This is a genomic window from Methylopila sp. 73B, assembly GCF_000526315.1.
Classification (GTDB): Bacteria; Pseudomonadota; Alphaproteobacteria; order Rhizobiales; family Methylopilaceae; genus Methylopila.
The window spans coordinates 3,457,559-3,482,225 of record NZ_JAFV01000001.1; the positions used below are offsets into that span (position 1 = coordinate 3,457,559).

General features: G+C 71.8%; 19 protein-coding genes and 1 pseudogene. 11 read left to right on the forward strand and 9 right to left on the reverse strand.

Going from position 1 to position 24,667, the window contains the following annotated elements; genetic code table 11:
• Positions 1 to 4: 4 nt before the first annotated feature.
• Both K244_RS0116590 and K244_RS0116595 read right to left on the reverse strand, forming a co-directional pair.
• Positions 5 to 1,264: an MFS transporter gene (locus K244_RS0116590; RefSeq protein ID WP_020187409.1), complete on the reverse strand. Its 1,260-nt coding sequence runs from the start codon at positions 1,262 to 1,264 to the stop codon at positions 5 to 7.
• 107 nt (positions 1,265 to 1,371) lie between these two features.
• The gene (locus K244_RS0116595; RefSeq protein WP_020187410.1) at positions 1,372 to 2,232 is read right to left on the reverse strand and encodes a hypothetical protein; all 861 of its coding nucleotides are present in this window, start codon (positions 2,230 to 2,232) and stop codon (positions 1,372 to 1,374) included.
• Between the two features lie 168 nt (positions 2,233 to 2,400).
• Here K244_RS0116595 and mtaB point away from each other — a divergent pair, with 168 nt between their 5' ends.
• Together mtaB and ftsY are read left to right on the forward strand one after the other, a co-directional pair.
• Positions 2,401 to 3,624: a tRNA (N(6)-L-threonylcarbamoyladenosine(37)-C(2))-methylthiotransferase MtaB gene (mtaB, locus tag K244_RS0116600; protein WP_020187411.1), complete on the forward strand. Its 1,224-nt coding sequence runs from the start codon at positions 2,401 to 2,403 to the stop codon at positions 3,622 to 3,624.
• Between the two features lie 167 nt (positions 3,625 to 3,791).
• Positions 3,792 to 4,742: pseudogene (gene ftsY, locus K244_RS0116605) on the forward strand (signal recognition particle-docking protein FtsY); the annotation flags it as partial.
• A gap of 12 nt (positions 4,743 to 4,754) precedes the next feature.
• Here the strand turns inward: ftsY and K244_RS0116610 are convergent.
• Positions 4,755 to 5,549 (reverse strand): mechanosensitive ion channel domain-containing protein, encoded by a 795-nt coding sequence (locus tag K244_RS0116610; RefSeq protein ID WP_020187413.1) that lies wholly within the window; start codon positions 5,547 to 5,549, stop codon positions 4,755 to 4,757.
• 273 nt (positions 5,550 to 5,822) lie between these two features.
• Here K244_RS0116610 and dnaN point away from each other — a divergent pair, with 273 nt between their 5' ends.
• The 5 genes from dnaN to K244_RS0116635 all read left to right on the forward strand — a co-directional run bounded on the left by dnaN (position 5,823) and on the right by K244_RS0116635 (position 13,416).
• Complete coding sequence (gene dnaN / locus K244_RS0116615; protein ID WP_020187414.1) at positions 5,823 to 6,941, forward strand: DNA polymerase III subunit beta; 1,119 nt, start codon at positions 5,823 to 5,825, stop codon at positions 6,939 to 6,941.
• A 170-nt stretch (positions 6,942 to 7,111) separates the two neighbouring features.
• Positions 7,112 to 8,257: a DNA replication/repair protein RecF gene (gene recF, locus K244_RS0116620; RefSeq protein ID WP_024816561.1), complete on the forward strand. Its 1,146-nt coding sequence runs from the start codon at positions 7,112 to 7,114 to the stop codon at positions 8,255 to 8,257.
• A gap of 54 nt (positions 8,258 to 8,311) precedes the next feature.
• Complete coding sequence (locus tag K244_RS0116625) at positions 8,312 to 8,926, forward strand: LysE family translocator (RefSeq protein WP_020187417.1); 615 nt, start codon at positions 8,312 to 8,314, stop codon at positions 8,924 to 8,926.
• Positions 8,927 to 9,174: 248 nt separating this feature from the next.
• Entirely contained in the window at positions 9,175 to 11,604 is a 2,430-nt protein-coding gene (gene gyrB, locus K244_RS0116630; protein WP_020187418.1) for a DNA topoisomerase (ATP-hydrolyzing) subunit B, read from the forward strand.
• 54 nt (positions 11,605 to 11,658) lie between these two features.
• Positions 11,659 to 13,416 (forward strand): metallophosphoesterase, encoded by a 1,758-nt coding sequence (locus tag K244_RS0116635; protein ID WP_020187419.1) that lies wholly within the window; start codon positions 11,659 to 11,661, stop codon positions 13,414 to 13,416.
• A 133-nt stretch (positions 13,417 to 13,549) separates the two neighbouring features.
• On the opposite strand, the gene K244_RS0116640 is transcribed toward K244_RS0116635, so the two are convergent.
• The 4 genes from K244_RS0116640 to K244_RS0116655 all read right to left on the reverse strand — a co-directional run bounded on the left by K244_RS0116640 (position 13,550) and on the right by K244_RS0116655 (position 17,422).
• Entirely contained in the window at positions 13,550 to 15,094 is a 1,545-nt protein-coding gene (locus K244_RS0116640) for a hypothetical protein (RefSeq protein ID WP_024816562.1), read from the reverse strand.
• 117 nt (positions 15,095 to 15,211) lie between these two features.
• Positions 15,212 to 16,165 carry an acetyl-CoA carboxylase carboxyltransferase subunit alpha gene (locus K244_RS0116645; RefSeq protein WP_020187420.1) on the reverse strand — a complete coding sequence of 318 codons (954 nt, stop codon included), beginning with the start codon at positions 16,163 to 16,165 and terminating at the stop codon, positions 15,212 to 15,214.
• A 103-nt stretch (positions 16,166 to 16,268) separates the two neighbouring features.
• Positions 16,269 to 17,207 (reverse strand): site-specific tyrosine recombinase XerD, encoded by a 939-nt coding sequence (locus K244_RS0116650; protein WP_020187421.1) that lies wholly within the window; start codon positions 17,205 to 17,207, stop codon positions 16,269 to 16,271.
• Positions 17,204 to 17,422: a hypothetical protein gene (locus K244_RS0116655; protein WP_024816563.1), complete on the reverse strand. Its 219-nt coding sequence runs from the start codon at positions 17,420 to 17,422 to the stop codon at positions 17,204 to 17,206. The genes K244_RS0116650 and K244_RS0116655 overlap by 4 nt, the downstream gene beginning before the upstream one ends.
• Positions 17,423 to 17,578: 156 nt before the next feature.
• On the opposite strand from K244_RS0116655, the gene K244_RS0116660 reads away from it, so the two are divergent.
• Complete coding sequence (locus K244_RS0116660) at positions 17,579 to 18,214, forward strand: shikimate kinase (protein ID WP_245259785.1); 636 nt, start codon at positions 17,579 to 17,581, stop codon at positions 18,212 to 18,214.
• Positions 18,214 to 19,347 (forward strand): 3-dehydroquinate synthase, encoded by a 1,134-nt coding sequence (gene aroB / locus K244_RS0116665; RefSeq protein ID WP_020187424.1) that lies wholly within the window; start codon positions 18,214 to 18,216, stop codon positions 19,345 to 19,347. The genes K244_RS0116660 and aroB overlap by 1 nt, the downstream gene beginning before the upstream one ends.
• A gap of 215 nt (positions 19,348 to 19,562) precedes the next feature.
• Here the strand turns inward: aroB and hrpB are convergent, their stop codons facing one another.
• Together hrpB and K244_RS0116675 are read right to left on the reverse strand one after the other, a co-directional pair.
• The gene (hrpB, locus tag K244_RS0116670) at positions 19,563 to 22,037 is read right to left on the reverse strand and encodes an ATP-dependent helicase HrpB (RefSeq protein WP_020187425.1); all 2,475 of its coding nucleotides are present in this window, start codon (positions 22,035 to 22,037) and stop codon (positions 19,563 to 19,565) included.
• A gap of 54 nt (positions 22,038 to 22,091) precedes the next feature.
• Complete coding sequence (locus tag K244_RS0116675; protein ID WP_020187426.1) at positions 22,092 to 22,625, reverse strand: invasion associated locus B family protein; 534 nt, start codon at positions 22,623 to 22,625, stop codon at positions 22,092 to 22,094.
• A 287-nt stretch (positions 22,626 to 22,912) separates the two neighbouring features.
• Here K244_RS0116675 and K244_RS0116680 point away from each other — a divergent pair, with 287 nt between their 5' ends.
• Together K244_RS0116680 and K244_RS0116685 are read left to right on the forward strand one after the other, a co-directional pair.
• Complete coding sequence (locus K244_RS0116680) at positions 22,913 to 23,461, forward strand: sigma-70 family RNA polymerase sigma factor (RefSeq protein WP_020187427.1); 549 nt, start codon at positions 22,913 to 22,915, stop codon at positions 23,459 to 23,461.
• A 45-nt stretch (positions 23,462 to 23,506) separates the two neighbouring features.
• Positions 23,507 to 24,493 carry an NADPH:quinone oxidoreductase family protein gene (locus tag K244_RS0116685; protein WP_020187428.1) on the forward strand — a complete coding sequence of 329 codons (987 nt, stop codon included), beginning with the start codon at positions 23,507 to 23,509 and terminating at the stop codon, positions 24,491 to 24,493.
• Positions 24,494 to 24,667: the final 174 nt, after the last annotated feature.

Sequence of the window (24,667 nt, forward strand, 5' to 3'; positions counted from 1 at the left end):
GGCCTCACTCCTCCCGCCGCTCCAGCCCGCGGGCGGTGCGGAGCTGCGGGAATCGCCACGCCCAGATCGCCGCGACCGCCATCGCGCCCGCGCCGCCGACGACGATCGCCGGCATCACGCCGATGAACGTGGCGGTGACGCCCGCCCGGAACTCGCCGAGCTCGTTCGAGGCGCCGACGAACATCATGTTGACCGCGTTGACCCGGCCGCGCACCTCGTCGGGCGTCCAGAGCTGCAGCAGCGTCTCGCGGATCGTGACGCTCACCATGTCGGCGCCGCCCATCACCGCAAGCGCCGCAACCGAGAGCCAGACCGTCGTCGACAGGCCGAAGACCACGGTCGCGAGGCCGAACAGGCCGACGCAGGCGAACATGATGCGGCCGGCATGGTCGCGGATCGGGACGACGGAAAGCAGGGCCGCGACCGCGATCGCGCCGACGCCGGGCGCGGCCCGCAGGAGGCCGAGGCCCCAGGGGCCGACGTCCAGCACGTCGCGGGCGACCGCCGGCATCAGCGCCATGGCGCCGCCGAGAAGCACGGCGAAGAGGTCGAGCGTGATGGCCCCCAGCACGACCTTCTCGCGGAACACATAGTCGAAGCCCGCGACCAGCGTGCTCCAGTTCGCCTGGAAGGCGCGGCGCGGCTGGACCACGCGGATCGCGGCGACGAGAACGAGCGCGAGGACCAGCAGCGCCGCCGCCACGGCGTAGGCGACCGCGCCGCCGAGCCCGTAGAGCAGGCCGCCCGCGACCGGGCCGACGATGCTCGCGAACTGCCAGGCGGAGGAGGTCCACGTGATCGCGTTGGCGAGCGCCTCTTTCGGCACGAGGTTCGGCACGATCGAGGTGCTGGCCGCGCCGAAGAAGGCCCGGGCGACCCCGAACACGAACAGCACGGCGAAGATCGAGACGACCGAGATCTCGTGGGCGAAGGTGAGCGCGACGAGCGCGAGCGCGCCTGCGGCCTCCACCGCGACGCAGATCCCCATGATCAGACGCCGCGAGAACCGGTCGGCGGCGGGCCCCGTCACCAGCACGAGCGCGAAGGCGGGGAGGAACTGGACGAGGCCGACGAGCCCGAGGTCGAAGGGGTCGCGCGTGAGGTCATAGACCTGCCAGCCGACCGCGACCGACACGATCTGGATGGCGAAGGTGGCGCAGAGCCGGGCGATCCAGAACAGCGTGTAATTGCGGTGGCGGAAAGCGATCGGAGAGACGGGCGCGCCGCTCGCGGGCGAGGGCGCGTCGGGTCCGATGACGGTCATGGGGCGGGCCACCTGTGCACGTGCGGTCCGCCGCTTAAAGCGCTCAGACGCTCACATGTCGAGGCGCACGCGGCGGGACGCTGCCTCCCGTGGGTCGCCCTGGTTCTTTAGTCGAGGCGGTAGGCCACGAGCTTGCCCTCGTGGTTCAGCGGCAGGACGGCGGTCTTGGACGCCGCGTCGTAGGAGAGGTCGGCCGAGCCGGGGCTGAGCGCCAGGAGCTGCTCGTGCTTGCCGCTCGCATCGATCAGGTAGAGCGGGCCCTTGAGGTAGTCGGTCGCGAGGTACCCGCCGCCGCCCAGCACGACCAGGCCGTCGAGGGCGCCGATCGGCGCTCCGCTCCCCAGCGGCTGCGCCTTTCCGCCGGCCAGCGGAAGCTCGACGAGATGGCCCTCGCCGGTGGGCTTGCCATCGACGAAGGGTCCGAAGCCGGCGATGATCAGCCGGTCGCCTTCGATCGCGAGGCCGTTGGGTCCGTTCAGCTCCAGGCCTTCCGCGAACCGCGTCATGGCGCCGTCCTTCAGTGCGAAGATGACGTTCTTCGCGGTGTCCGAAACCAAGACGCGGCCGTCGGGGGTCGCGACCACGTCGTTCAGGAAGCCGGCGCCCTCCGCCGGGTAGCGCTTCGCCACCTTGGCGGAAGCGACGTCGATCTCGACGAGTTCGTCGATGTCGGCCACGTAGAGCTTGCCCCCGACCAGCGCCATGCCCTTCGGGGCGTTCAGGCCGCTGACCCATTCGGGCTCGATCATGCGCCCGTCGACCGTCGTCTTGGCGATGAAGCCGACGCCGTCCTTCTCCGTCATCGAACCGGCGACAAGGCTGACGTAGACGAAACCGTCGCTGGCCGGCAGCACGGACTCCGGCTGGCGGAGGTCGCCGATCTCCCAAAGCTTCCGCGGCTCGGCGGCGGCGACAGGGCTGGCCAGGACGGCGAGCGACAGGGCCAGGGCGATGGGGCGGACGGACATAGGAGCGTCTCCTCGGGACGAAGCGCGTTCGCCGCGCTCTGGCGCGCGTGGTTCCGCGCGCGTGTTCCCTGCGTCATATGGGGCGCTCGCGCGGATTGACTGCGTCCGCCGCACGCAGCCGTGTCCCGGCGGTGGCCTTTTGCCTCCGGCTGCGGCATATCGCGGGCCATGAGCCTCGACGTCATCACCTTCGGCTGCCGGCTCAACGCCGTGGACAGCGAGACCATCCGCGCCCATGCGCGCGGGCGGGACGATCTCGTCGTGGTCAACGCCTGCGCCGTCACCGCCGAAGCCACCCGGCAGGCGCGCCAGGCGGTGCGCCGCGCCGCGCGCGCCAACCCCCGGGCGGAGATCGTGGTGACCGGCTGCGGCGCCGAGATCGAGCCGCAGGCGTTTTCAAGCATGCCCGAGGTCGTCCGGGTGGTCGGCGCGGCCGACAAGCTCCGGCCCGAGACCTGGGCTCCAGGACATGAGCGCGTGGCGCCGGTCGCGGACGCGGCGCTCCTCGCGCCGCCGGCGGACGCCGCCATCCTCGCGCCGCGGGCCTTCGTGCAGGTCCAGACCGGGTGCGACCATCGCTGCACCTTTTGCGTCATCCCCTTCGGCCGCGGCGCCTCGCGCTCCACGCCGGCGGCGCAGGTGATCGCAGAGGTGCGTCGGGTGCTGGACCGCGGGGCGCAAGAGGCGGTGCTGACGGGCGTCGACCTCACCTCTTGGGGGCTCGATCTCGGCGCCGGCGAGCGGCTGGGCGATCTCGTCCGCGCGGTGCTCGCCGCCGTGCCCGAGCTGCCGCGGCTGCGGCTGTCCTCGCTTGACGCGGTCGAGATCGACGACGCGCTGGTGCGGGCGTTTGCGGAGGAGGATCGGCTCGCGCCGCATCTCCACCTTTCACTCCAGTCCGGCGACGACATGATCCTGAAGCGCATGAGGCGTCGGCATTCTCGCGCCGACGCCGTGCGGTTCTGCGACGGGATGCGGCGGGCGCGGCCCGACGTCGCCTTCGGCTGCGACGTGATCGCGGGATTCCCGACCGAGACTGACGCGATGTTCGAGAACACCCGCTCGGCGCTTGAGGACTGCGGAATCGCCTACGCGCACGTGTTTCCCTACTCCGTGCGCCCCGGCGTTCCCGCCGCCCGCATGCCGCAGGTGGCCGGCGAAATCATCAAGATCCGCGCCGCGGCCCTGCGCGCGACGGGAGAGGCCTTGCTCGCCCGCCACCTCGCGGGCCATGTGGGGCGGCGGCTCACCGCGCTGTCGGAGGGCCGGGGCCTCGCCCGCGCCGCGGACTTCGCGCTGGTTCGCCTAGCCACGGACGCGCCCAAGGGCGCGTTTGTGGATGTGACGGTCGCGGGCCACGACGGCCGCGCGCTGCTTGCGGCGGTCGAGTGATATGGGTGCGTGCTTCGAGACGCCATCCTGCGGATGGCTCCTCAGCATGAGGAGGTTTTGGTTTTGACATCCTGGTCGTCCCTCATGCTGAGGAGCCCGCTTCAGTGGGCGTCTCGAAGCATCTATGGCGTCTCCGCAGTCTCCAGGGTCTCGCGCCGATGACCGACGCTCCCGAGGCCAAAGGCTGGTTCACGCGCCTGCGCGACGGTCTCTCCAAGACCTCGACGCAGCTCACCCGCGGCATCACAGAGATCTTCACCAAGGAGAAACTGGACGCGGCGACGCTGGACGAGCTCGAGGACCTGCTGATCCAGTCCGACCTCGGCGTCGCGACGGCCGAGCGCGTCACGGCCGCCGTGGGCCGGGCGCGGCACGCCAGGCAGCTCGACGGCGAGAGCGTGCGCGCGATCGTGGCGCAGGAGGTAGCGCGCGTGCTGGCGCCGGTCGCCGTGCCGCTCGATCCGCCCGAGAGCGCACGCCCGGCGGTGATCCTCGTCGTGGGGGTCAACGGCTCGGGCAAGACCACCACCATCGGCAAGTTGGCCGAGACATACCGCACCGCAGGCTTGAAGGTCGTGCTGGCGGCGGGCGACACGTTCCGCGCCGCGGCGGTCGAGCAGCTCGCCGTCTGGGCGCAGCGCACCGGCGCCGCCTTCGTCTCCAAGGAGACCGGGGCCGACGCCGCCGCGCTCGCCTACGAGGCCTACGCCAAGGCGCGGGCGGACGACGCGGACCTGCTGATCGTCGACACCGCCGGCCGGCTGCAGAACAAGGCCGGGCTGATGGCGGAGCTCGAGAAGATCGTGCGCGTGCTGAAGAAGTTCGACGCCGACGCGCCGCACGCCTGCCTGCTGGTGCTGGACGCCACCACCGGCCAGAACGCGCTCGGCCAGGTGGAGGCTTTCGCCAAAACCGCGGGCGTCACCGGCCTCGTCATGACCAAGCTCGACGGCACCGCCCGGGGCGGCATCCTGGTCGCGGTCGCGGAGAAGTACCGTCTGCCGGTGCACTTCATCGGCGTAGGCGAAGGCCTCGACGACCTCGAGCCGTTCGACCCTGACGATTTCGCCCGGGCGCTCGTAGGGTTGTCTCGGGTCGAGAAGACCTACGAGTTCTAACCGACGCTCGCCTTACTCGGCGGCCTGGCCGAAGGTCGTTTGCGCGCGCGCCCGATCGCGGGTGTACTGCACCAGATCCGCCTGCAGCGCCTGTAGGTCCTTCGCCGGCGTCCAGACCTTCACAGCGTATTCGACGCCGCCGTCGCTGTAGCTCGTCGGCGTCACGATCGGCTCCGGCGAGGCCAGCGTGTGCGGGTTGTCACGGAGGAAAGCGGCGATCTCAGCGCGGGCGGATTCGAAATCCTGGTCGGCCGGCGCGGTCAGCGTCGTCTCCACGCGGCGGGTCGGATATTTCGACTTGTTGGTCAGCGCCGTGCCCCAGACCTGCGCGTTCGGGATCAGCACCTGCACGTTGTCGCCGCTCGCGAGCTCCGTGAAGAACAGGTTGAGGTCGCGCACCGTCCCCGCCTTGCCGGCGACCTCGATGGCGTCGCCGACCTTGAACGGGCGGAACAGCAGCAGCATCACGCCCGCCGCCATGTTCGACAGCGTGCCCTGCAGCGCGAGGCCGATGGCGAGGGAGGCGGCGCCCAGGACCGCGATGAGGCTCGTCGCCTGGATGCCGACGAGCTGCAGGATCGCCACCAGCGCCACGGCGAGCGTGGCGTATTGCGCGAGGCTCGCGAGGAAGGAGGCGACCGTCACGTCCATCCGCTTGGAGGCGAGCAGCCCGCGGTGGACGCCGTTGTGGATCACGCCGGCGATCCAGAAGCCGGCGACCGCCAGCGCCAGCGCGCCCACGACGTTGAAGCCGTAGACCACTACGAGGTTGGTCAGGAAGGTGAAGTCGATCGGCACGTTGGGCATCGGGCCCCTCACGTCTTCGGCGGGCGACGCGCGTCAACGCCAGCGTCGGCCGTTCTCGGGTTATCGGGCGTTTCCCCGACGTAGCGCGGCCGCCTGTTCGCGCAACCCCCGGGCCCGTGTCGCAGGCGCAGGCTCTTGCCTTCAGGCGCGGCCATGGGCAATGTCGCCAGTCCCTGCGCGGCCCCACGCCGCGCCGCCTCCCGATCGCCGACGCCGCCCCCGCTGCGACCGTCGCGCGATCTCCACCGACGACACCGGAGCGGGACGACCCACATGCGCGCGACCCTCGAGCGAGCGGCCCTCCTGAAGGCCCTTGCCCATGTCCACCGCGTCGTCGAGCGGCGGAACACCATCCCGATCCTCGCGAACGTCCTGCTTCGCGCCGGAGCCGACGGCCTCAGGCTTCAGGCGACCGACCTCGACCTCGAGGTGGTGGAGACGGTGGCCGCCGAGGTGGCGCAGCCCGGCGCGACCACGGTGCCGGCGCACACCTTCTACGACATCGTCCGCAAGCTGCCGGACGGCAGCCAGGTCTCGCTGGAGATGGGCGGCGAGCGCGGCACGCTGGTCATCCGCGCCGGGCGCTCGCGCTTTACGCTGCAGACCCTGCCGGACAGCGACTTCCCGGACCTCGCCGCAGGCGAGCTTCCGACCGGCTTCACGATCGGCGCGGCCGACCTGAAGCGCCTGATCGACAAGACCCAGTTCGCGATCTCGAACGAAGAGACGCGCTACTATCTCAACGGCATCTACCTGCACGCGGTCGACAGCGCGGGCGTGTCGCTGCTGCGCGCGGTCGCGACCGACGGCCATCGCCTCGCTCGGGTCGAGATGCCGGCCCCGGCGGGCGCCGTCGGGATGCCGGGCGTGATCGTGCCGCGCAAGACCGTCTCCGAGATCCAGCGCCTCGTCGAGGACCCGGAAGGCGAGGTCAAGGTCGAGCTCTCGCCCACCAAGATCCGCGTGTCCTTCGGCCAGGTGGTGCTGACCTCCAAGCTGATCGACGGCACCTTCCCGGACTACGGTCGCGTCATCCCCGCCGGAAACGACAAGCGCCTCACGGTCGATCGGCTCGAGTTCAAGAGCGCGGTCGACCGCGTCTCCACCATCTCGTCCGAGCGCGGCCGCGCCGTGAAGCTCTCGCTCACCGACCGCAAGCTGGTGCTCACCGTCACCAACCCGGACTCGGGCAACGCGACGGAGGAGATCGAGGTCGACTACGAGGCCGAGCCGCTCGATATCGGCTTCAACTCCCGTTATCTGCTCGACATCGCCGACCAGCTCGAAGGCGACACCGCGCTCATCCGGCTCGCCGATCCCGGCTCGCCGACGCTGGTGCAGGACCGCGACGACGCCCCGGCGCTCTACGTGCTCATGCCCATGCGGGTGTGAGGGGCGATCGTTCGGTTTCTCAAGCGCTTCGTCGTCCTCCGGCTTGACCGGAGGACCCATGTCCGACGTGGCGCTCTGCGCCCGAGATGGATCCTCCGATCAAGGCGGAGGATGACGCGCTTCATGTGGCGAGCGTCCAGACCCATAACGCCTATCGCGCCGTCGCTCTCATGACCGCCCCCAGCCGCGCCGCCGTCTCGCGCCTGCGCCTCACCAACTTCCGCTCCTACCCCTCGCTCGACCTGGCGTGCGGCGAGGGCTCGGTCGCGCTCGTCGGGCCGAACGGCGCCGGCAAGACCAACATCCTCGAGGCGATCTCGCTGCTCGCGCCCGGCCGTGGCCTGCGCCGCGCGCCGCACGGCGAGTTCGCGCGCACGCCGGGCGACGGTTCCTGGGCCGTCGCGGCCGAAATCTCCAGCGACGGGGACGGCCCGACCCGGCTCGGCACGGGCGTCGAGCCCGCGCAGGACGCGCCCGGCCGCCGCTGCCGGATCGACGGCGCGCCGGTCTCGGGCGCCGGGGCGTTCTCCGAGCATCTCCGCCTCGTCTGGCTGACGCCGGACCTCGACGGCCTGTTCCGCGGGCCGGCCGGCGATCGCAGGCGCTTCCTCGACCGGCTGGTCAACGCCGCGGACCCCGCGCACGCCGCCCGCGCCTCGGGGCTCGAGCGGGCGCTGCGTTCCCGCAACCGCCTGCTCGAGGATCCGCGCGCGGACGCCCGCTGGGTGGACGCCGTCGAACGCGAACTGGCGGAACTCGCCGTCGCCGTGGCGGCCGCGCGGGTGGAGACCGTCGCCCGGCTGGCGGCGCTCGTCGCCGAGACCGCAGACCCGGCGTCGCCATTCCCGACCGCCGACGTCGCGCTCGAAGGGTCGGTGGAGGCCGAACTCGTCCATCTCTCCGCGACCGCCGCCGAAGACGCCTACCGCGAGCGGCTGGGCCGCGGTCGTCCCCGCGATCGCGCAGCCGGGCGAACCCTCGAAGGCCCGCATCTGAGCGACCTTCTGGTGCGCCACGCCGCCAAGGACATGCCGGCGGAGAAGTGCTCCACCGGCGAGCAGAAGGCGCTTCTTGTGGGCCTCGTGCTGGCGCACGCCCGCCTCGTCGCCCGTCTCGACGGCCGGGCGCCCGTGGTGCTGCTCGACGAGGTCGCGGCCCATCTCGACCCTGCCCGCCGGGAGGCGCTCTACGGCGCGCTCGACGCCCTCGGCGCACAGGTCTGGCTCACCGGAGCCGACCCCGCCGCCTTCGCCGACCTCGGGGGCCGGGCGACGGTGTTTGCGGTGGCGGACGGAGAGGTCCGACGCAGGGCGTGAGACCACCAGGCGCGGCTTGACGGCGCGCGCACGCCGACATCTCATCTCGCCGCCATGACCTTCGCCGCGCTGCTCACCTTTTCGGCCGCCCTGTTCGTCGCCGCCGCCACGCCCGGCCCCGGGGTAGCCGCCATTGTCGCGCGGGCGCTGGGCGTCGGCCTGCGCGCGACCTTGCCGATGGTCGCGGGGCTCATCCTGGGCGACGTCGTCTGGCTCGCCTGCGCCGCCTTCGGGCTCGCCGTGCTCGCCGCCACCTTCGGGACCGTCTTCCTGGTCGTGAAGTATGTCGGCGCGGCCTATCTGCTCTACCTCGCGGTGAAGCTCTGGCGCGCTCCGGCCTCGGCCGACGCGGTCGCCGCCGAGGCGCGGCCGATGTTGGCGGCGCGCAGCTTCCTCGCCGGCCTCGCGGTCACGATCGGCAATCCCAAGGCCATGGTGTTCTATCTCGCCCTGCTGCCGGCGATCGTCGACCTCGGCCAGGTCGACGCGCTCGGCTTCGCTGAACTCGCGCTGGCCACCGCGCTTGTCCTCGTCGCCGTCATCGGCGGCTATGCGGCGCTCGCCTCGCGCGCCCGCGCCTGGCTGGTCTCGCCCCGGGGGCGGCGCCTGCTGAACCGCATCTCGGGCGCGACCATGGGCGCAGCCGCCGCGGGCGTCGCCGCGAGCTGACGCGAGCCCGGTGGGTCGACCCCAAAAAAGCCATCCTGATCAGTTAGTTGGAGCAGGCTTCGGGGTTATCGACAGGCCCCGCCGACCGGCCTCTTCGAAACTCGCCTTTCCAGCTCCGAAAGGGTAGGAATAGGGAGTGCGAAACGCCTGATTCCTGCCGAGTTTTACCGACGCTCGCCAGCGCTGTCCGCCCACCCCCGCCGCGCACGCGGCCCCCACGGCGGACGCCCACCGCGAGGAGACCTGACATGTCCGATACTGCTTCGAACGGCGGCGCCGAAGACTACGGCGCAGACTCGATCCGCGTCCTGAAGGGACTCGACGCCGTGCGTAAGCGACCGGGGATGTACATCGGCGACACTGACGACGGCTCCGGCCTGCACCACATGGTCTACGAGGTGATCGACAACGGCATCGACGAGGCGCTGGCCGGCTGGGCGAACGAGGTCACCGTCACGCTGAACTCGGACGGCTCCTGCACCGTCACCGACAACGGCCGCGGCATCCCGACCGGCATCCACACCGAGGAGGGCATCTCGGCCGCCGAGGTCATCATGACCCAGCTGCACGCCGGCGGTAAGTTCGATCAGAACTCCTACAAGGTCTCCGGCGGCCTGCACGGCGTCGGCGTCTCGGTCGTGAACGCGCTCTCGGTCAAGCTCAAGCTGCGCATCTGGCAGAACGACAAAGAGCACGAGATGTCGTTCACCCACGGCGTGGCCGACGCGCCGCTCGCCGTGGTGGGCCCGGCGAACGGTCGGCGCGGCACCGAAGTGACCTTCACGCCGAGCGGCGAGACCTTCAAGGGCGTCACCGAGTTCGACTACGCCACGCTCGAGCACCGCCTGCGCGAGCTGGCCTTCCTGAATTCCGGCGTGAAGATCGTGCTGACCGACGCGCGCTCCGCCGACGTGCGGCGCGAGGAGCTTTATTACGAGGGCGGCGTCGAGGCCTTCGTGCGCTACCTCGACCGCGCCAAGCACCCGCTGATCGAGACGCCGATCGTGCTGCGCTCGGAGCGGGACGGCATCGGCGTTGAGGTCGCGATGTGGTGGAACGACAGCTACCACGAGAACGTGCTGGTCTTCACGAACAACATTCCCCAACGCGACGGCGGCACCCATCTCGCCGGCTTCCGCGCGGCTCTGACGCGGCAGGTCAACGGCTACGCCGAGACCTCGGGCGTCACCAAGAAGGAGAAGGTCTCGCTCACCGGCGACGACGCGCGCGAGGGGCTGACCTGCGTGCTTTCCGTCAAGGTGCCGGACCCAAAGTTCTCGTCGCAGACCAAGGACAAGCTGGTCTCCTCCGAAGTGCGGCCCGCCGTCGAGAACCTCGTCAACGAGGCGCTGCACACCTGGTTCGAAGAACACCCGGCCGACGCCAAGACCGTCGTGCAGAAGGTGGTCGAGGCCGCGGCCGCCCGCGAGGCCGCGAAGAAGGCGCGCGAGCTGACCCGCCGCAAGGGCGCGCTCGACATCGCCTCGCTTCCGGGCAAGCTCGCCGATTGCCAGGAGCGCGATCCGGCGAAGTCCGAGCTGTTCCTGGTCGAGGGCGACTCGGCAGGCGGCTCCGCCAAGCAGGGCCGCGACCGCGCCTTCCAGGCGGTGCTGCCGCTGCGGGGCAAGATCCTCAACGTGGAGCGCGCGCGCTTTGACAAGATGCTGTCGAGCCAGGAGATCGGCACGCTGATCACCGCGCTCGGCACCGGCATCGGGCGCGAGGAGTTCAACGCCGACAAGCTGCGCTACCACAAGATCATCATCATGACGGACGCCGACGTCGACGGCAGCCACATCCGCACCCTGCTGCTGACGTTCTTCTACCGCCAGATGCCGGACCTCCTGAACCGCGGCCACATTTTCATCGCCCAGCCGCCGCTCTACAAGGTGACGCGCGGCAAGTCCGAGCAGTACCTGAAGGACGAGCGCGCGCTTGAGGACTACCTGATCGACTCCGGTCTCGAAGGCGTGTCGCTGAAGCTCGCGAGCGGCGAGGTGCGCGCGGGCGCCGATCTCCGCGCCGTCATCACCGAGGCCCGCCAGATCCGCGCGCTGCTGGGCGGCCTCCACTCGCGCTACCGCCGCTCGGTCGTCGAACAGGCCGCCATCGCCGGCGCGCTGACGCCGGACGTGCTGAACGATCCCGCGACCGCGCAGCGCGTGGCCGAGGACGTCGCCGGCCGTCTCGACGTGCTGGCCGAGGAGACCGAGCGCGGCTGGGTCGGGACCGTCAGCGACGACGGCTTCACCTTCGCGCGCACCGTGCGCGGCGTGCGGGAGGCCGCGATCATCGACGCCGCGCTGATCGCCAGCGCCGACGCCCGCAAGCTCGACGAGCATGCCGTGGGGCTGCGGGAGATCTTCGGCGAGACCCCGCAGCTGCTGCGCAAGGACGCGGTCAACGCGGTGCACGGGCCGTCCGAGCTCGTCGACGGCGTGCTCGCGGTGGGCCGCAAGGGCCTGACGCTGCAGCGCTACAAGGGTCTCGGCGAGATGAACCCGAGCCAGCTGTGGGAGACCACGCTCGACATCAACGTCCGCTCGCTGCTGCAGGTGAAGGTGAAGGAAGTCGACGAGGCGGACGACATCTTCACCAAGCTGATGGGCGACATCGTCGAACCGCGCCGGGAGTTCATCCAGGACAACGCCCTCACCGTCGCGAACCTCGACGTCTGAGGGCGGGGGGGGCCGGCCCAGGGCGCAACCTGCGTCCGTCACCGACGGGAGCCCATGCCGCCCCTCATCGATCCGCGCCGCGGCGACGTCGAGGACGACGCGTCGAGCACCAAGGTCTGGTCCCTCGCCTCGCTGGCGGGGTGGGTGCTGGTCGAGATCAGCCTGCCTAAGCTGCTCCTGTCCTGGCTGTTGCTGGTCGGGCTGCCCTGCCTGTTGCTGGGCGTCGCGCCGCTCGCGGCGACGGCCTGGATGTCGACGGTCTCGCGCACCGCTCTGGAGGCCTTCAGCGGGGTCGCGCCCTTCGTGGCGCTTGCGGCGGCCTTGATCGTCGCGGGCGTCGGCGGTCGCCCGGCCTTCCGATTGGCCGAACGAAGCTTCTGGTCCCTGAACGCCCTCGCGGTGCAGCCGAGCTTCGTGCTGTGCCGGGAGGCCATGCGCCACTTCGTGGGGCGGCGGCTGTCGCTGTGGTTCCGGCGCGACGGCGCGCGGGTGGGCCAGGTCACAGCGGTCGCGGCGGCGGTCCTGATGTCGTGTCTCGCCGGCGCCGCCGCCTGGCTGGCCTGGCCGCATTCCCGCTGGATCGGCTCCTGGGGCGATCTGGCGTCCCCGCTCACCCTGCTTGGCGCGTCCTTCGCGAACAGCGTCGTATTGTTCGGCGCCTATGTGGCCTGCGGATCCCTCGCCTGGGGCGCGGCCGACGCCGCGATGGGGCAGCCGAGGACGCTGGAGAGCCACGACCCCGAGGCCGGCGGAAAGGTCTGGCGGGTCGCGCACCTGTCCGACCTGCACGCCGTCGGCGAGCGCTTCGGTTTCCGCATCGAGAGCGGTCGCGCAGGGCCTCAGGGCAACGCGCGGCTGGCGGCCACGTTCGAGGCCTTGGCGCGGGCCCACGCCGCGGAGCCGCTCGACCTCGTGCTGGTCACCGGCGACATGACCGACGCGGGGCGCTCGTCGGAATGGGCGGAGTTCCTGGAGGCGCTCGACACGCTCGACCCCGCGCTGCGCGAGCGCATGCTGTTCATCCCCGGCAACCATGACGTCAACGTGGTGGACCGCTCGAACCCCGCCCGGCTCGACCTGCCGTTCTCGCCGGGCAAGCGGCTCCGCGAGCTCCGCGCGCTCGGCCTGCTCGCGGACCTTCAGGCGGAGCGGGTGGTCGTCGCCGGCGCCAAGGCCACGTTCGACGCGACCCTGTCGGAGTGGCTCGCGCCCCATGGGCAGGCGCTTGCGACCTTCGTGCGCACGGGCCGCGGCAAGCGCGGGCGCGACGTCAGCACGCTGTGGGACGAGGCGTTTCCCATGGTGCGCCTCCCCGAAACGCCCGACGGGCTCGGCGTGATCCTGCTCAACTCCAACGCCGACACGCATTTCTCCTTCACCAACGCGCTCGGCATGCTCCCCGCGGAGCAGGAGCGCCGGACGACCGCCGTCATCCGCGCCCATCCCGAGGCCAGCTGGCTGGTGGCGTTGCACCACCATCTGGTGGAGTACCCCCGACCGACGCGGTCGCTGTCGGAGCGCATCGGCACGGCGCTGATCAACGGCAGCTGGTTTCTTCGGCAGCTGAAGCCCGCGGCGCGCCGCGTGGTGGTGATGCACGGACACCGCCACGTCGACTGGACCGGCCGCTGCGGCGACCTCCGCATCGTCTCCGCGCCGTCGCCGGTGATGGGACGGCCGTATTTCTGGATCCAGCGCTTCGGGGTCGCCGACGGACGTCTAACGCTGCTCAAGCCGCAGAGGGTCGACCTCGGGCAGCCGCCCCACGTGGCGACGCCGCCGGTCGCGAAGGCCGGCGAATTCGAGACGTAAGGTCGCTGCGCTTTGGCGACAGTCGGCGGAGATCGTGGTCGACCGTCCGCCGCGCTTCGGCGCGACGCCGATAGCACGCGCCTCGAGCGTCTGAGGCGACGCGTCCGTCAGGACGCGATCGTCGCGGCTGGGCTTACTGGAAGGCGGCGAAGGCCGGGGTGACCCGCGGGTCGGGCTTCGACGCCGGCTGGAACGCGTCCGTGGCGCGGGCCGAACGCTCGCGCGGCTTCGGCGCGGCCTCGGGCGCGGAGGTCGGAACGACCTGAGCCGGCTGCGGCGCGGGCTCCTCGGCGCGGCCGAACAGGCCGCCGACGCTGCGCACCCATCCGCCGATGCCGGACCCGCGCGGCTCTTCGGCGCGGGGCGCGGGAGCCGGGGACACGGCCGAGGCCATCACCGGGGGCTCGACGGCGATCTCACGGCGGCCCGGCGCAGGCTTCCGGGCGACGGCGGCCGGCGCCGCGCCGGGCAGGGGCTGCGCAACAGCGGCCGGCTCGACGGTCGCCGTCGTCGCGGGTTCGTCGCCGCGGAACATACGGGTGAAGAGCCCGGGCTTCTCGGCCGCGGCGACAGCCTGCGGCGCCGGCGCACGGTCAGGATTCGCCGGCGGCACGGGCGTGTGGAGCGCGACGGTCGCGATCTGCTGCGTGGCGGGGCCCGTGGCGCCGAGCGGCGTTCCGAGGGCGCGGGCCGTCCCGGCGTCGGGCCCGAAGGCCTGCGCCGACGAGGCGGGGGTCGTGGCCGACGGCGTCACGGCGGCGATTTGGATGATGGGCTGGTCGAGCGAGCGGCGCATGCGGCCGTTCTGCGCCACATACTCCGGCGCGGGCTCCATCGACTTGGTCAAGGCGGCGATCACGGCGTCGTCGGCGCGCTTCTTGGCGGCGACCGCCTTCGCGATCTCCGGCTGCACCGTGTAGGTCGGGCAGGCCGCGGTCGGCTCGAAGCTCGAGAGCGGACCCGCCGAGGCGTTGAAGACGTACTTCTTGCCGCAGGCGTCCACCTTCGGCTCGAGCTTCGTCACCTCGAAGTTGTCCGAGCCTTCCTTCAGGTTCCGCCAGAACGCGATGTTCGGGTTGTTGCGGCGGCGCGCCATGTTCTCGGCCGTCATGCGGAACGGCAGCGCCTGCACCTGGAACGCCTTCTGCCCGCCGGCGAAGGACTCGCGGGCGAGGGCGTAGATCTCGGCGATCTGGGCGTCGGTCATGGCGTAGCAGCCCGCCGAGAGGCAGTCGCCGTGCACCATCAGATGGCGGCCGGAGCGGCCCAGCGCCTGATCGTACTTGTTGGGAAAGCCGATGTTGAACGAGAGATAGTAGTTCGAGCGCGGGTTCATCTGCGCCGGGCTGACGGAGTAGAAGCCCTCGGGCGCCTGCTTGTCGCCTTCCTTGATCTTGGGCCCAAGCGTCCCCGACCAGCGGCAGATGTCGTAGCTCTTCAACAGCGCGTAACGGCCGTCGCTGCGCTTCTTCCAGACCTCGGCCTTCGACTCCTCCTTGTAGATGCGGAGGAGCATCGGGTCCGTGCGCTTCATGCCCTTTTCGGACATCAACGCCACGGTCGCCGCGGGGATGGATTGGATGCTGCGGGCGGTGGTCGCCTGCTCGTCCTTGCAGCCCGCCACGATGAACGCGGCGAGTGCTGCGACGGCGGCGAACGCTGAGCGAACGACGGACATTGAGAGGGCCCCGAGGACGGCGGACGACGGCTTACGCGTTCCCGAACTTAACGATCGATACCCTTACCCGCTGGTTACCGCAAGCTTACCGAATCGTTGACGGCGCCCGAATGACGCTCAGAGGGAGCGGCCGATCGCCAGGAACTTCCGGCGTCGCTCGTTCCGGATCTGCTCGGGCGCCATGTTGGAGAAGCGCGCCAGCGCGTCGGCGATGGCGTCGCCGGCGGCCTTGATCACCACGTCCGGCGCCCGATGCGCGCCGCCGAGCGGCTCGGCCACCACGCCGTCGATCACGCCCAGCCGGAGCAGGTCCGCCGAGGTGATCTTCATGTTGGTCGCGGCGTCCTGCGCCTTCGCCGCGTCGCGCCACAGGATCGAGGCCGCGCCCTCGGGCGAGATCACGCTGTAGATCGAATGCTCCAGCATCAGCACGGCGTTGGCGGTGGCGATCGCGATCGCGCCGCCGGAGCCGCCTTCGCCGATGACGACCGCGACGTTCGGGACGGTCAGGTTGAGGCAGGCCTCCGTCGAGCGGGCAATCGCCTCGGCCTGGCCGCGCTCCTCCGCCTCGATGCCGGGGAAGGCCCCTGCGGTGTCCACAAGGGCAATGACGGGCAGGCCGAAGCGATCCGCCGTCTCCATCAGACGCACAGCCTTGCGGTAGCCTTCGGGCTTCGCCATGCCGAAGTTGTGCTTGAGGCGGGAGGTCGTGTCCGCGCCCTTCTCCTGGCCGATGACCATGACGGCCTCGCCGCGGAAGCGTCCGACGCCGCCGACGATCGCCTCGTCCTCGGAGAACTTCCGGTCGCCCGCGAGCGGGGTGAAGTCCTCGACGAGGCCCTGGACGAAGTCGACGAAGTGCGGCCGGTTCGGATGCCGGGCCACCAAGGTCTTCTGCCATGGCGTCAGGTTCGCGTAGAGCTCCTTCAGCGCCGCGACCGACTTGGCCTCGAGGCGGGAAATCTCCTCGTCGATCGCGACTGCGTCGCCGCCCTCGCCGAGGGTTCGGAGTTCAGCGATCTTGGCCTGCAGCTCGGCGACCGGCTTTTCGAAATCGAGATAGCTTTTCATAGGCTCCGCTCCGCGCCGCAGGCGCCGGGGCAAAGGGGGCGCTGGTCCTTGCGGAGCGGGCGCAACTTGGTTTGCGAGGCCTACGAAAGTCAAGGCGTGGCGGTCAAACGGCCTCGGCGTCTCCCAGCGGGTGCAGGTCGCGCACCATGGCGCGGGCGCGTTCGTCGAGAACGTGCGTGTAGATTTGGGTCGTCGCGATGTCGGCGTGGCCGAGCATCTGCTGCACGGCGCGCAGATCCGCGCCGTTCTGCACGAGATGGCTCGCGAAGGCGTGCCGCAGCACGTGCGGGCTGACCTTGGCGGGGGACAGCCCCGCCTTGGCGGCGGCGGCCTTGAGCTCGCGCGCGAAGACCTGGCGGGTGAGGTGGCCGCTTTCGCCGGGCGCTGGGAAGAGCCAGGGACCGCCGGCGTCGCGGCCCATGTCCCCAAGCGCGGCGAGATAGGACGTCATCGCCTCCTTCGCGAGCGGCGTCAGCGGCACGAGGCGCTCGCGGCCGCCCTTGCCCTTGACCGCGATCGCCTGCGCCGCCGGACGCGCGGCGGAGCGCGGCAGGCCGACCAGTTCCGAGACGCGAAGGCCGGTGGCGTAGGCGAGCTCGAGCAGGCAGGCGAGTCGGGCGGCGGCCAGTCGCGCGCGCGGCGTCGGCTCGGGGCCGGCGTCGCCCGCGGCGACGATCAGACGCTCCATCTCGTCGACCGAGAGGATCTTGGGCAGCGGCCGGCCGCGCCGCGGGCCTTCGAGCGCCGCTGTCGGGTCGTCGCCACGGAGGGCGTCGCCATAGAGAAACTTGTGCAGCTGGCGCACCGCCGAGAGCCGGCGCGCGGCGGACGAGGCCTTGAAGCCGCGATCCGAGAGATCGGCGAGATAGGCGCGGACGTCGTCGGCGGTCGCGGTCGTCACGGCCCGGCCCCGGGCGCCGAGGAATTCGCTGTAATCGTCGAGATCGCGGCGATAGGCCTCGAGCGTGTTCTTCGCCGCGCCGCGCTCGGCGCTCGCCATTTCCAGGAACGCCTCGACGTGGCGGCGGTCCCGGGCGGTCATCGCGTCTCGACGGCGTCGGTCGCGGCGGCGCGGGCGCCGGCGGAGCGATCGGCGCCGTCCTGCGCGACGGCGGGCGGACGAAGCTTGGTCGTCGGGATGTTGACGACGATTTCCCGGGTGCGAGGCGTGACGAACGTCGCGAGCGCAAAGACCGCGCCGAAACCCAACGCCGCCATCGCGGCGATCACGGTCAGAAAGCGCATCAAGCTTGGCATGACTGTCCGCCTCGTCCGGTCACAGACGTCGACGCCCCTCTGCGGAACGGTCGCACGCGGCCTCGGCGACCGCAACAGCCTCAGTTGTGCGCGCGCGACCTTTAGGAATAGGTTGCGATCGTTTCGGCCTTCGGCCGCCGGCAGGGAAACGACGACGTGAGCATGCCCACCGCGGCGGAAGAGACGGCATCGGGATGTGGCGCGCGCCCGCGCGCCTCCACGGATGCGGCCGCTCTCCGCTCCGCTCTCGGCCGCCGTTCGATCGTGCTTGTCGGGATGATGGGCGCGGGCAAATCCTCCGTCGGCCGCCGGCTGGCTCAGGCGCTGGAGCTGCCGTTCGTGGACGCCGACACGGAGATCGAGGCGGCGGCGGGCATGACCATTCCCGAGATCTTCGCCGCCCACGGCGAGCCGTACTTCCGCGCCGGTGAGGCGCGGGTGGTCGCGCGTCTGCTGGAGGAGGGGCCGAAGGTCATCGCCACGGGCGGCGGCGCCTGGCTGAACCCCGAGACCCGGGCCCGCATCGGCGAGGCCGGCGTCTCGATCTGGCTCAAGGCCGAGGTCGACGTGCTGATGAAGCGGGTGCGCAAGCGCTCGAATCGGCCGCTGCTCGCCTCCGCCGATCCTGAGGGGACGCTTCGCGCGCTGGTCGAGGCGCGCTACCCCGTCTACGCCTCCGCCGACCTCACGGTGATTTCGCGCGACGCGCCGCATGAGCATGTGATCGCGGACGTGGTGCAGGCGCTGTCCGGGCGTCTGGACCTCGCGCGCCCGAACGAGGAGCAGATGTGATGGCCGACGCCGCCCGCGCCCTGGCCGACGAGGCCGAAGTGGTCCCGGTGTCGCTCGGCGACCGGTCCTACGAGATCCTGATCGGCCGCGGCCTGCTGGAGCAGTCGGGCGTCCGCGCCAAGGCGCTCGGCGCCCGCAAGGTCGGCGTGGTGACGGACGAGAACGTCGCCGTCGCCCATCTCCCGCGCGTGTTGAAGTCGCTTGAAGCCGCAGGCCTCGACGCCTCCTCCGTCATCGTGCCGGCGGGCGAAGGCTCCAAGAGCCTCGACAGGCTGGCGACCGTGGTCGACGGGCTGCTGGCCGCTCGGATCGAGCGCAAGGATCTGGTGCTGGCGCTCGGCGGCGGCGTGGTCGGCGATCTCGCCGGGTTCGCCGCCGCCGTGCTCCGCCGCGGCGTGCGCTGCCTGCAGGCGCCGACCAGCCTGCTGGCGCAGGTCGACAGCTCCGTCGGCGGCAAGACCGGCGTGAACTCGCGCCACGGCAAGAACCTGATCGGGGCCTTCCACCAGCCGAGCCTGGTGCTGGCCGACGCCGACGCGCTCGACACGCTGCCGGAACGCGAGTTCCGCGCCGGCTACGCCGAGGTCGCGAAGTACGGCCTGATCGACGACCCGGCGTTCTTCGCCCGGCTGGAGCGAAGCTGGCGCCAGGTGTTCGCCGGGGGGCCCGAGCGCACCCACGCGATCGCCACCAGCTGTCGCGCCAAGGCCGCGGTTGTGGCGCGCGACGAGCACGAGCACGGCGACCGCGCGCTGCTCAACCTCGGCCACACCTTCGGCCACGCGCTCGAGGCGGACGTCGCCTACGACGGCGCGCGGCTGGTGCATGGCGAGGGCGTCGCGATCGGCATGGCGATGGCCTTCCGGTTCTCCGCCGCGCTCGGGCTTGCGCCTCAGGAGGACGCCGCGCGGGTCGGCGCGCATCTCGCGACGGTGGGCCTGCCCACCAGCCCGAAGGCCATCCCGGGCGGCGTGAGCGACGCCGCGACGCTGCTCGGCCACATGCGGCAGGACAAGAAGGTCGAGGGTGGGAAGCTCACTTTCATTCTCGCCCGCGGCGTCGGCAAAAGCTTTGTCGCGCGCGACGTCGACCCCGAGAAGGTGCTGGCCTTCCTCGAGAGCGAGCTGGCCTGAGGGCGGCCAAGCGCGCGATATCCCTCCCCCGGAAGGGGAGGGTGGACGGGCGAAGCCCGGCCGGGTGGGGTGGCCGCCGGATAAGGTTCAACGCGACCGCAACGCCCTACGCCCTACGCCCAAGACCCCACCCGACCTCGGCTTCGCCGAGGCCACCCTCCCCAAGCTTCGCTAGAGGAGGGATCCCCGCGCCGAGCCCGCTGCGTTGAGGTGTCTCACGTTCCCCGCGGCTTCGCGCGGCTTGTCGCCGCCGCGCTCGCCGGATCTTCCGGCCAGACATGGCGCGGGTAGCGGCCGCGCATCTCGATCCGGACGTCCCGCCAGGAGCCGGCCCAGAAGCCCGGAAGGTCGCGCGTCACCTGGATCGGCCGGTGCGCCGGCGACAGCAGGCGAAGCAGCAACGGCGTGCGGCCGCCCGCGATCGCCGGATGGCGCGTCAGCCCGAACAGCTCCTGGACGCGCACGTCGAGCGCAGGCCCCTCCTCCGCCGCGTAGTCGATCGGCAGGCGCGAGCCGGACGGCGCGTCGAAATGGGTGGGCGCCTCGGCGTCGAGCCGGCGGCGCAGCGCGTAGGGCAGCAGGGCGTCCAACGCTGCGGCGAGATCGTCGTCGCGGATGTCGCGCAGCGCGGTGGCGTGGCCGAGGAAGGGCGCGAGCCAATCGACCGCGGTCGCCGCCAGCATCTCGTCCGAAAGATCCGGCCAGTCGCCGTCCGGCTCGGCCCGGCGGACGAAGCGCACGCGCTCCAGCAGAGCGGCCTGACCTCGACTCAACGGCAGCCGGTCGATGCCGGCCGCGGCGATCCCCTGCGCCAGCGCCTGCGCCGTAGCGGGTCCGGGACGCACCGAGGTCGGGCGCTCGGTGAGGGTCAAAGCGCCGAGCTTGCGGCGGACGCGGCCGCGCACCGCCATGGCCTCGGCGTCGAAGGCGACTTCGACGCGCTCCTCGATCCGTCCGCCCGCGGCCTCGATCACCTCGGCCTCGCTCAGGCTGGCTGCGAGCAGGATACGGCCTTCCTGCGCCAGGCCGGTGAGGTCGACGACCGCGATAAACCCTTCCCGCGACAGCGAATCCGCCGGATCGAGCGCCGCGCCGCGGCCGTTCGCCAGCAGGAAGGCGCCCGGCTTTCCGCCGCCGCGCGCCTTGGCGATGCGGTCGGGGAAGGCGCGGGCGACGACAAGGCCGGCGCGCGCCGGGTCGATGACGCCCGGCTTGCCGCCGGCGGCCCTCAGCCAGCCGTCGGCGAGGCGCCGCGCGCCCTCCGCCCGCGGTCCGCGCTCGCGGGGCAGCCGCTCCAGCCGCCGGCCGAGGTCGACGCCGTCGCCGGCGAGGCCGCGCTCGACCGCAAGCAAGGCCACGCCGGCGCCGGTCGGCCCGTCGCCGGCCGCGACCGCGTCCACCACCAGCGCCGCGAGCCGGGGCGGCAGCGGGATGTCGCGGAGCCTTCGGCCGCGCGCGGTCAGCCGGCCATCGGCGTCGAGCGCGCCGAGGCCCGCGAGCAGCGCCCGCGCTTCGGCGACGGCGGCCTTCGGCGGCGGGTCGAGGAAGGCGAGCGCGGCCGGGTCGCTCACGCCCCAGGCTGCGAGGTCCAGCATCAAGCCGGTGAGATCGCTCGCCAATATCTCAGGCTCGGCGAAGGCGGGCAGGCTCTGGGTCGCAGCCTCCTCCCACAGCCGGTAGCAGACTCCGGGCTCGGTGCGCCCGGCGCGGCCGCGGCGCTGGTCGGCGGCGGCGCGCGAGACGCGGGTGGTCTCGAGCCGCGTGATCCCAAGAACCGCTTCGTGCCGGGGCACGCGGGCGAGGCCGCTGTCGATCACGATCCGCACGCCTTCCAGGGTGAGGGAGGTCTCGGCGATCGAGGTCGCGAGCACGACCTTGCGGCGACCGGGCGGGGCGGGCGCGACCGCCCGGTCCTGCTCCCGCGGGTCGAGGCCGCCGTGGAGTTCGACCACGTCGACGTCGGGCCCAAGGTCCGCCTGGGCCAGGCGCTCGGCGACGCGGCGGATCTCGGCGCGGCCGGGGAGGAACACCAGCGCGCCGCCGCGCTCTTCGGCGAGCGCGCGCCGGATGGCGGAGGCTGCGGCGTCTTCGACGCGCGTCCGGGCGTCGCGAGGTGAATAGCGGGTTAACACGGGGTGAACCCGGCCCGCGCTTTCGATGATCTCGGGTCGACCCATCAGCGCCGCGACGCGCGCGCCGTCGAGCGTCGCCGACATCACCACGAGCCGCAGGTCCTCCCGCAGCCCGGACTGGGCGTCGAGCGCGAGGGCGAGGCCGAGGTCGGCGTCGAGCGAGCGTTCGTGGAACTCGTCGAACAGGACCGCGGCGACGCCTTTCAGCTCCGGGTCGTCGACGATCATCCGCGCGAACACCCCCTCGGTCACCACCTCGATCCGGGTGCGGGGCCCGATCTTGGAGCCGAGCCGGACGCGCAGGCCGACCGTCTCGCCGACGCGCTCGCCGAGCGTCGAGGCCATGCGGTCCGCGGCGGCGCGGGCGGCGAGGCGGCGGGGCTCCAGCACGATGATCTTGCCGTCGCCGCGCCAGGGGGCGGCGAGCAGGGCGAGCGGCACGCGGGTGGTCTTGCCGGCGCCGGGCGGCGCCACGAGCACGGCCGACGACCGCTCGGCCAGCGCCGCCGTCAGGCGCGGCAGCGCCTCGTCGATCGGGAGCGGGGCAAGGTCAGCCATGGCCGCGGAGGAAGCATCACTGCCCGGCGCGTGGCAAGGGCTCCGCTCAGACGCTCAGCGGCATTCCTTGTCGATGCGGTCGAGCGCGGCGGAGATGCCGGCGAGCGAATACGTGTCGGTGGTCACGTTGCCGCGGAGCGAGGTCGCCTTCACCGTCATGTCGGAGCCGCCCTTCATCGCCTGGATGAGCTTCGCCTCCTCCTCGGCCGACTGCATGAAGGCGCCGTCCGCGCGGGTGTAGAGCGAGAAGTTCTGGCCGCCGACGCCGAGCTGCACCGCGCTCTCGGGCTTGGTGGAGAACCCGACCACGATGCTGACCTCGTTCCTCACGCTGTCCTTCGGCCGGTTCGAGATGAAGAAGTAGGCGGGGTCGCGCGTCAGCCCGCCCGGCTTGCGGGAGCCGGGCTGCGCCAACGCGTAGCAGACTTTCCCCGCCTTCACGGCGGCCGAATAGGCTCCCCAGGCGTTGTACTTCCCGAGTTCGATCGGCTGCGCGCCCGGCGCGCCCTGCGCTGAGGCCGGGGCGGCCGGCGCGAGCGCGGCGGCGCCGAGAGCAAAAGCGAGGGAGAGGCGGGTGCGAACAGGCATAGGCGTGTCTTTCAGTCTGGTCCGCGGCGCTGGGGAAGATGCGCTGCGGGGCGGCCCGGGAGAGGGCGGCGGAGCGCGCGAACGCGCGCCCACGGCCGTCGGCTCGTGGTGACTGCCATGAAGCTACGTCAAAAGTTTAGAAAATTTGACCAACCCCGCCGCTTATCCGGTTACGAGAAGTCATGCTTTAGTGAGTTGACGTCGGTTTCGGCGGCGCGCGCCGCCATGCGGCGGCGAGGAAGCGGGCGGACGGACGGGTGACTTCGGCGGGCGACCTCTCAACGGCGATGGCGAATCTTGTCGCTCGCGTCGCGCAGGACCGCGACCGCGAGGCCTTCGCGGCGCTCTATGACCATTACGCGCCGCGCCTGGCCGCCTACCTGCAACGTCTCGGCGCGGACCCGGCGCTGGCCGAGGAGGTCGCGCAGGACGCGATGGTGGCGTTGTGGCGCAAGGCCGCGCTGTTCGACCCCGCGAAATCCTCCGTCGGGACCTGGGTCTACCGAATCGCCCGCAACCGGCGGATCGACCTGCTGCGCCGGGCGCATGGCGCGACAGTCGAGCTTGACGATGCGATCGTCCCGATCGACGACGCGCCTCAGGCCGACGTTGCGATGGCGGCGAACGAGCGCGACGGCATCGTGCGCCGGGCGATGGAGACCTTGCCGCCGGAGCAGCTGACGCTGGTGCGCCTGGCCTTCTTCGAAGGCCGCTCCCACAGCGAGATCGCCGAATCCGAAGGTCTGCCGCTCGGCACCGTCAAGTCGCGCATCCGGCTCGCGTTCAGCCGCCTGCGCCGCCGCCTCGAAGGCGACGGCCTCGTCGACGCCAAGTAGCGCGCGCCTCATCCCGATTTCTCATCCCAGAACGGAGCCAACCGCATGAAGGCCGTGCTCTGCACCGAGCTCGCCGGCTATGAGGCCCTGAGCCTCGTCGACCTGCCCGCGCCCGCGCCCGGCCCCGAGGAGGTCGTGGTCGACGTCGCCTACGCCGCGCTCAACTTCTTCGACACGCTCATCACCAAGGGCGCCTACCAGACCAAGCCGGCTCTGCCGTTCTCGCCCGGCGGCGAGATGGCGGGCGTCGTGGCGGCGGTGGGCGACCGGGTGGAGGGTCTTGCGGTCGGCGACCGGGTCGCGGGCTACCTTGGCTACGGCGCCTGCCGGGAGCAGGTCGCGGTCCAAGCCGACGCGCTGACGCTGGTCCCGGACGAGCTCGACCTCGCCAAGGCCGCCGGTCTCATCATCACCTACGGCACCACGCTGCACGCGCTGGCCGACCGCGGGCAGCTCCGCCGCGGCGAGACGCTCGCGGTCCTGGGCGCGAGCGGCGGCGTCGGGATCGCGGCGGTCGAGATTGGCAAGCTGCTTGGCGCGCGGGTGATCGCCTGCGCCTCCTCGGCCGACAAGCTCGCCTTCGCGCGGGAGAGGGGCGCGGACGAGACGCTGGACTACGCGGCGGAGGACCTGAAGACGCGGCTGAAGGAGCTGACCGGGGGCAAGGGCGTCGACGTCGTCTACGATCCGGTCGGCGGCGCCTCGACCGAGGCCGCCGTCCGGGCGCTCGCCTGGCGGGGGCGACTGCTCGTCATTGGCTTCGCGGCGGGCGAAATCCCCAAGCTGCCGCTCAACCTGCCGATGCTGAAGGGCGCGGACGTCCGCGGCGTGTTCTGGGGCGCGCATGTCGAGCGCGAGCCCGAGGCGCACCGGGCGGAGCTCGCCCGCCTGTTCGCGTGGGCGGCCGACGGCGAGATCTCGGCTCCGGTGGACGCCGTCCTGCCGCTGGACCAGACGATCGAGGCCATCGGCCGCATCGCCCGCCGCGAGGCCAAGGGCAAGGTCCTGGTGCGCGCGAGCGGAGCGGGGTGAGGGCGAAACGCCCAGACGCCTGAGGAAGCTCGAAGGTCTGCAAGGCCTGTCGATGGGACGCGGGGATCCCTCCTCGCGCCGCAGGCGTGGGGAGGGTGGCCCCGGCCGCAGGCCGGGGTCGGGTGGGGCCCTTTGGTCGTCAGGCGCATCGGAACGAATTGGCTTTTGCGGAAG

Bases quoted from the DNA above. Each gene is read 5' to 3' on its own strand.
- K244_RS0116625 (WP_020187417.1), top strand. From the start codon at position 8,312: ATGACCTTCGCCGCGCTGCTCACCTTTTCGGCCGCCCTGTTCGTCGCC.
- K244_RS0116650 (WP_020187421.1), bottom strand. From the start codon at position 17,207: ATGACCGCCCGGGACCGCCGCCACGTCGAGGCGTTCCTGGAAATGGCG.
- aroB (WP_020187424.1), top strand. From the start codon at position 18,214: ATGGCCGACGCCGCCCGCGCCCTGGCCGACGAGGCCGAAGTGGTCCCG.
- gyrB (WP_020187418.1), top strand. From the start codon at position 9,175: ATGTCCGATACTGCTTCGAACGGCGGCGCCGAAGACTACGGCGCAGAC.
- K244_RS0116640 (WP_024816562.1), bottom strand. From the start codon at position 15,094: ATGTCCGTCGTTCGCTCAGCGTTCGCCGCCGTCGCAGCACTCGCCGCG.
- K244_RS0116675 (WP_020187426.1), bottom strand. From the start codon at position 22,625: ATGCCTGTTCGCACCCGCCTCTCCCTCGCTTTTGCTCTCGGCGCCGCC.
- K244_RS0116590 (WP_020187409.1), bottom strand. From the start codon at position 1,264: ATGACCGTCATCGGACCCGACGCGCCCTCGCCCGCGAGCGGCGCGCCC.
- recF (WP_024816561.1), top strand. From the start codon at position 7,112: ATGACCGCCCCCAGCCGCGCCGCCGTCTCGCGCCTGCGCCTCACCAAC.
- K244_RS0116595 (WP_020187410.1), bottom strand. From the start codon at position 2,232: ATGTCCGTCCGCCCCATCGCCCTGGCCCTGTCGCTCGCCGTCCTGGCC.
- K244_RS0116645 (WP_020187420.1), bottom strand. From the start codon at position 16,165: ATGAAAAGCTATCTCGATTTCGAAAAGCCGGTCGCCGAGCTGCAGGCC.
- K244_RS0116685 (WP_020187428.1), top strand. From the start codon at position 23,507: ATGAAGGCCGTGCTCTGCACCGAGCTCGCCGGCTATGAGGCCCTGAGC.
- K244_RS0116655 (WP_024816563.1), bottom strand. From the start codon at position 17,422: ATGCCAAGCTTGATGCGCTTTCTGACCGTGATCGCCGCGATGGCGGCG.
- K244_RS0116610 (WP_020187413.1), bottom strand. From the start codon at position 5,549: ATGCCCAACGTGCCGATCGACTTCACCTTCCTGACCAACCTCGTAGTG.
- mtaB (WP_020187411.1), top strand. From the start codon at position 2,401: ATGAGCCTCGACGTCATCACCTTCGGCTGCCGGCTCAACGCCGTGGAC.
- K244_RS0116635 (WP_020187419.1), top strand. From the start codon at position 11,659: ATGCCGCCCCTCATCGATCCGCGCCGCGGCGACGTCGAGGACGACGCG.
- dnaN (WP_020187414.1), top strand. From the start codon at position 5,823: ATGCGCGCGACCCTCGAGCGAGCGGCCCTCCTGAAGGCCCTTGCCCAT.
- hrpB (WP_020187425.1), bottom strand. From the start codon at position 22,037: ATGGCTGACCTTGCCCCGCTCCCGATCGACGAGGCGCTGCCGCGCCTG.
- K244_RS0116680 (WP_020187427.1), top strand. From the start codon at position 22,913: ATGGCGAATCTTGTCGCTCGCGTCGCGCAGGACCGCGACCGCGAGGCC.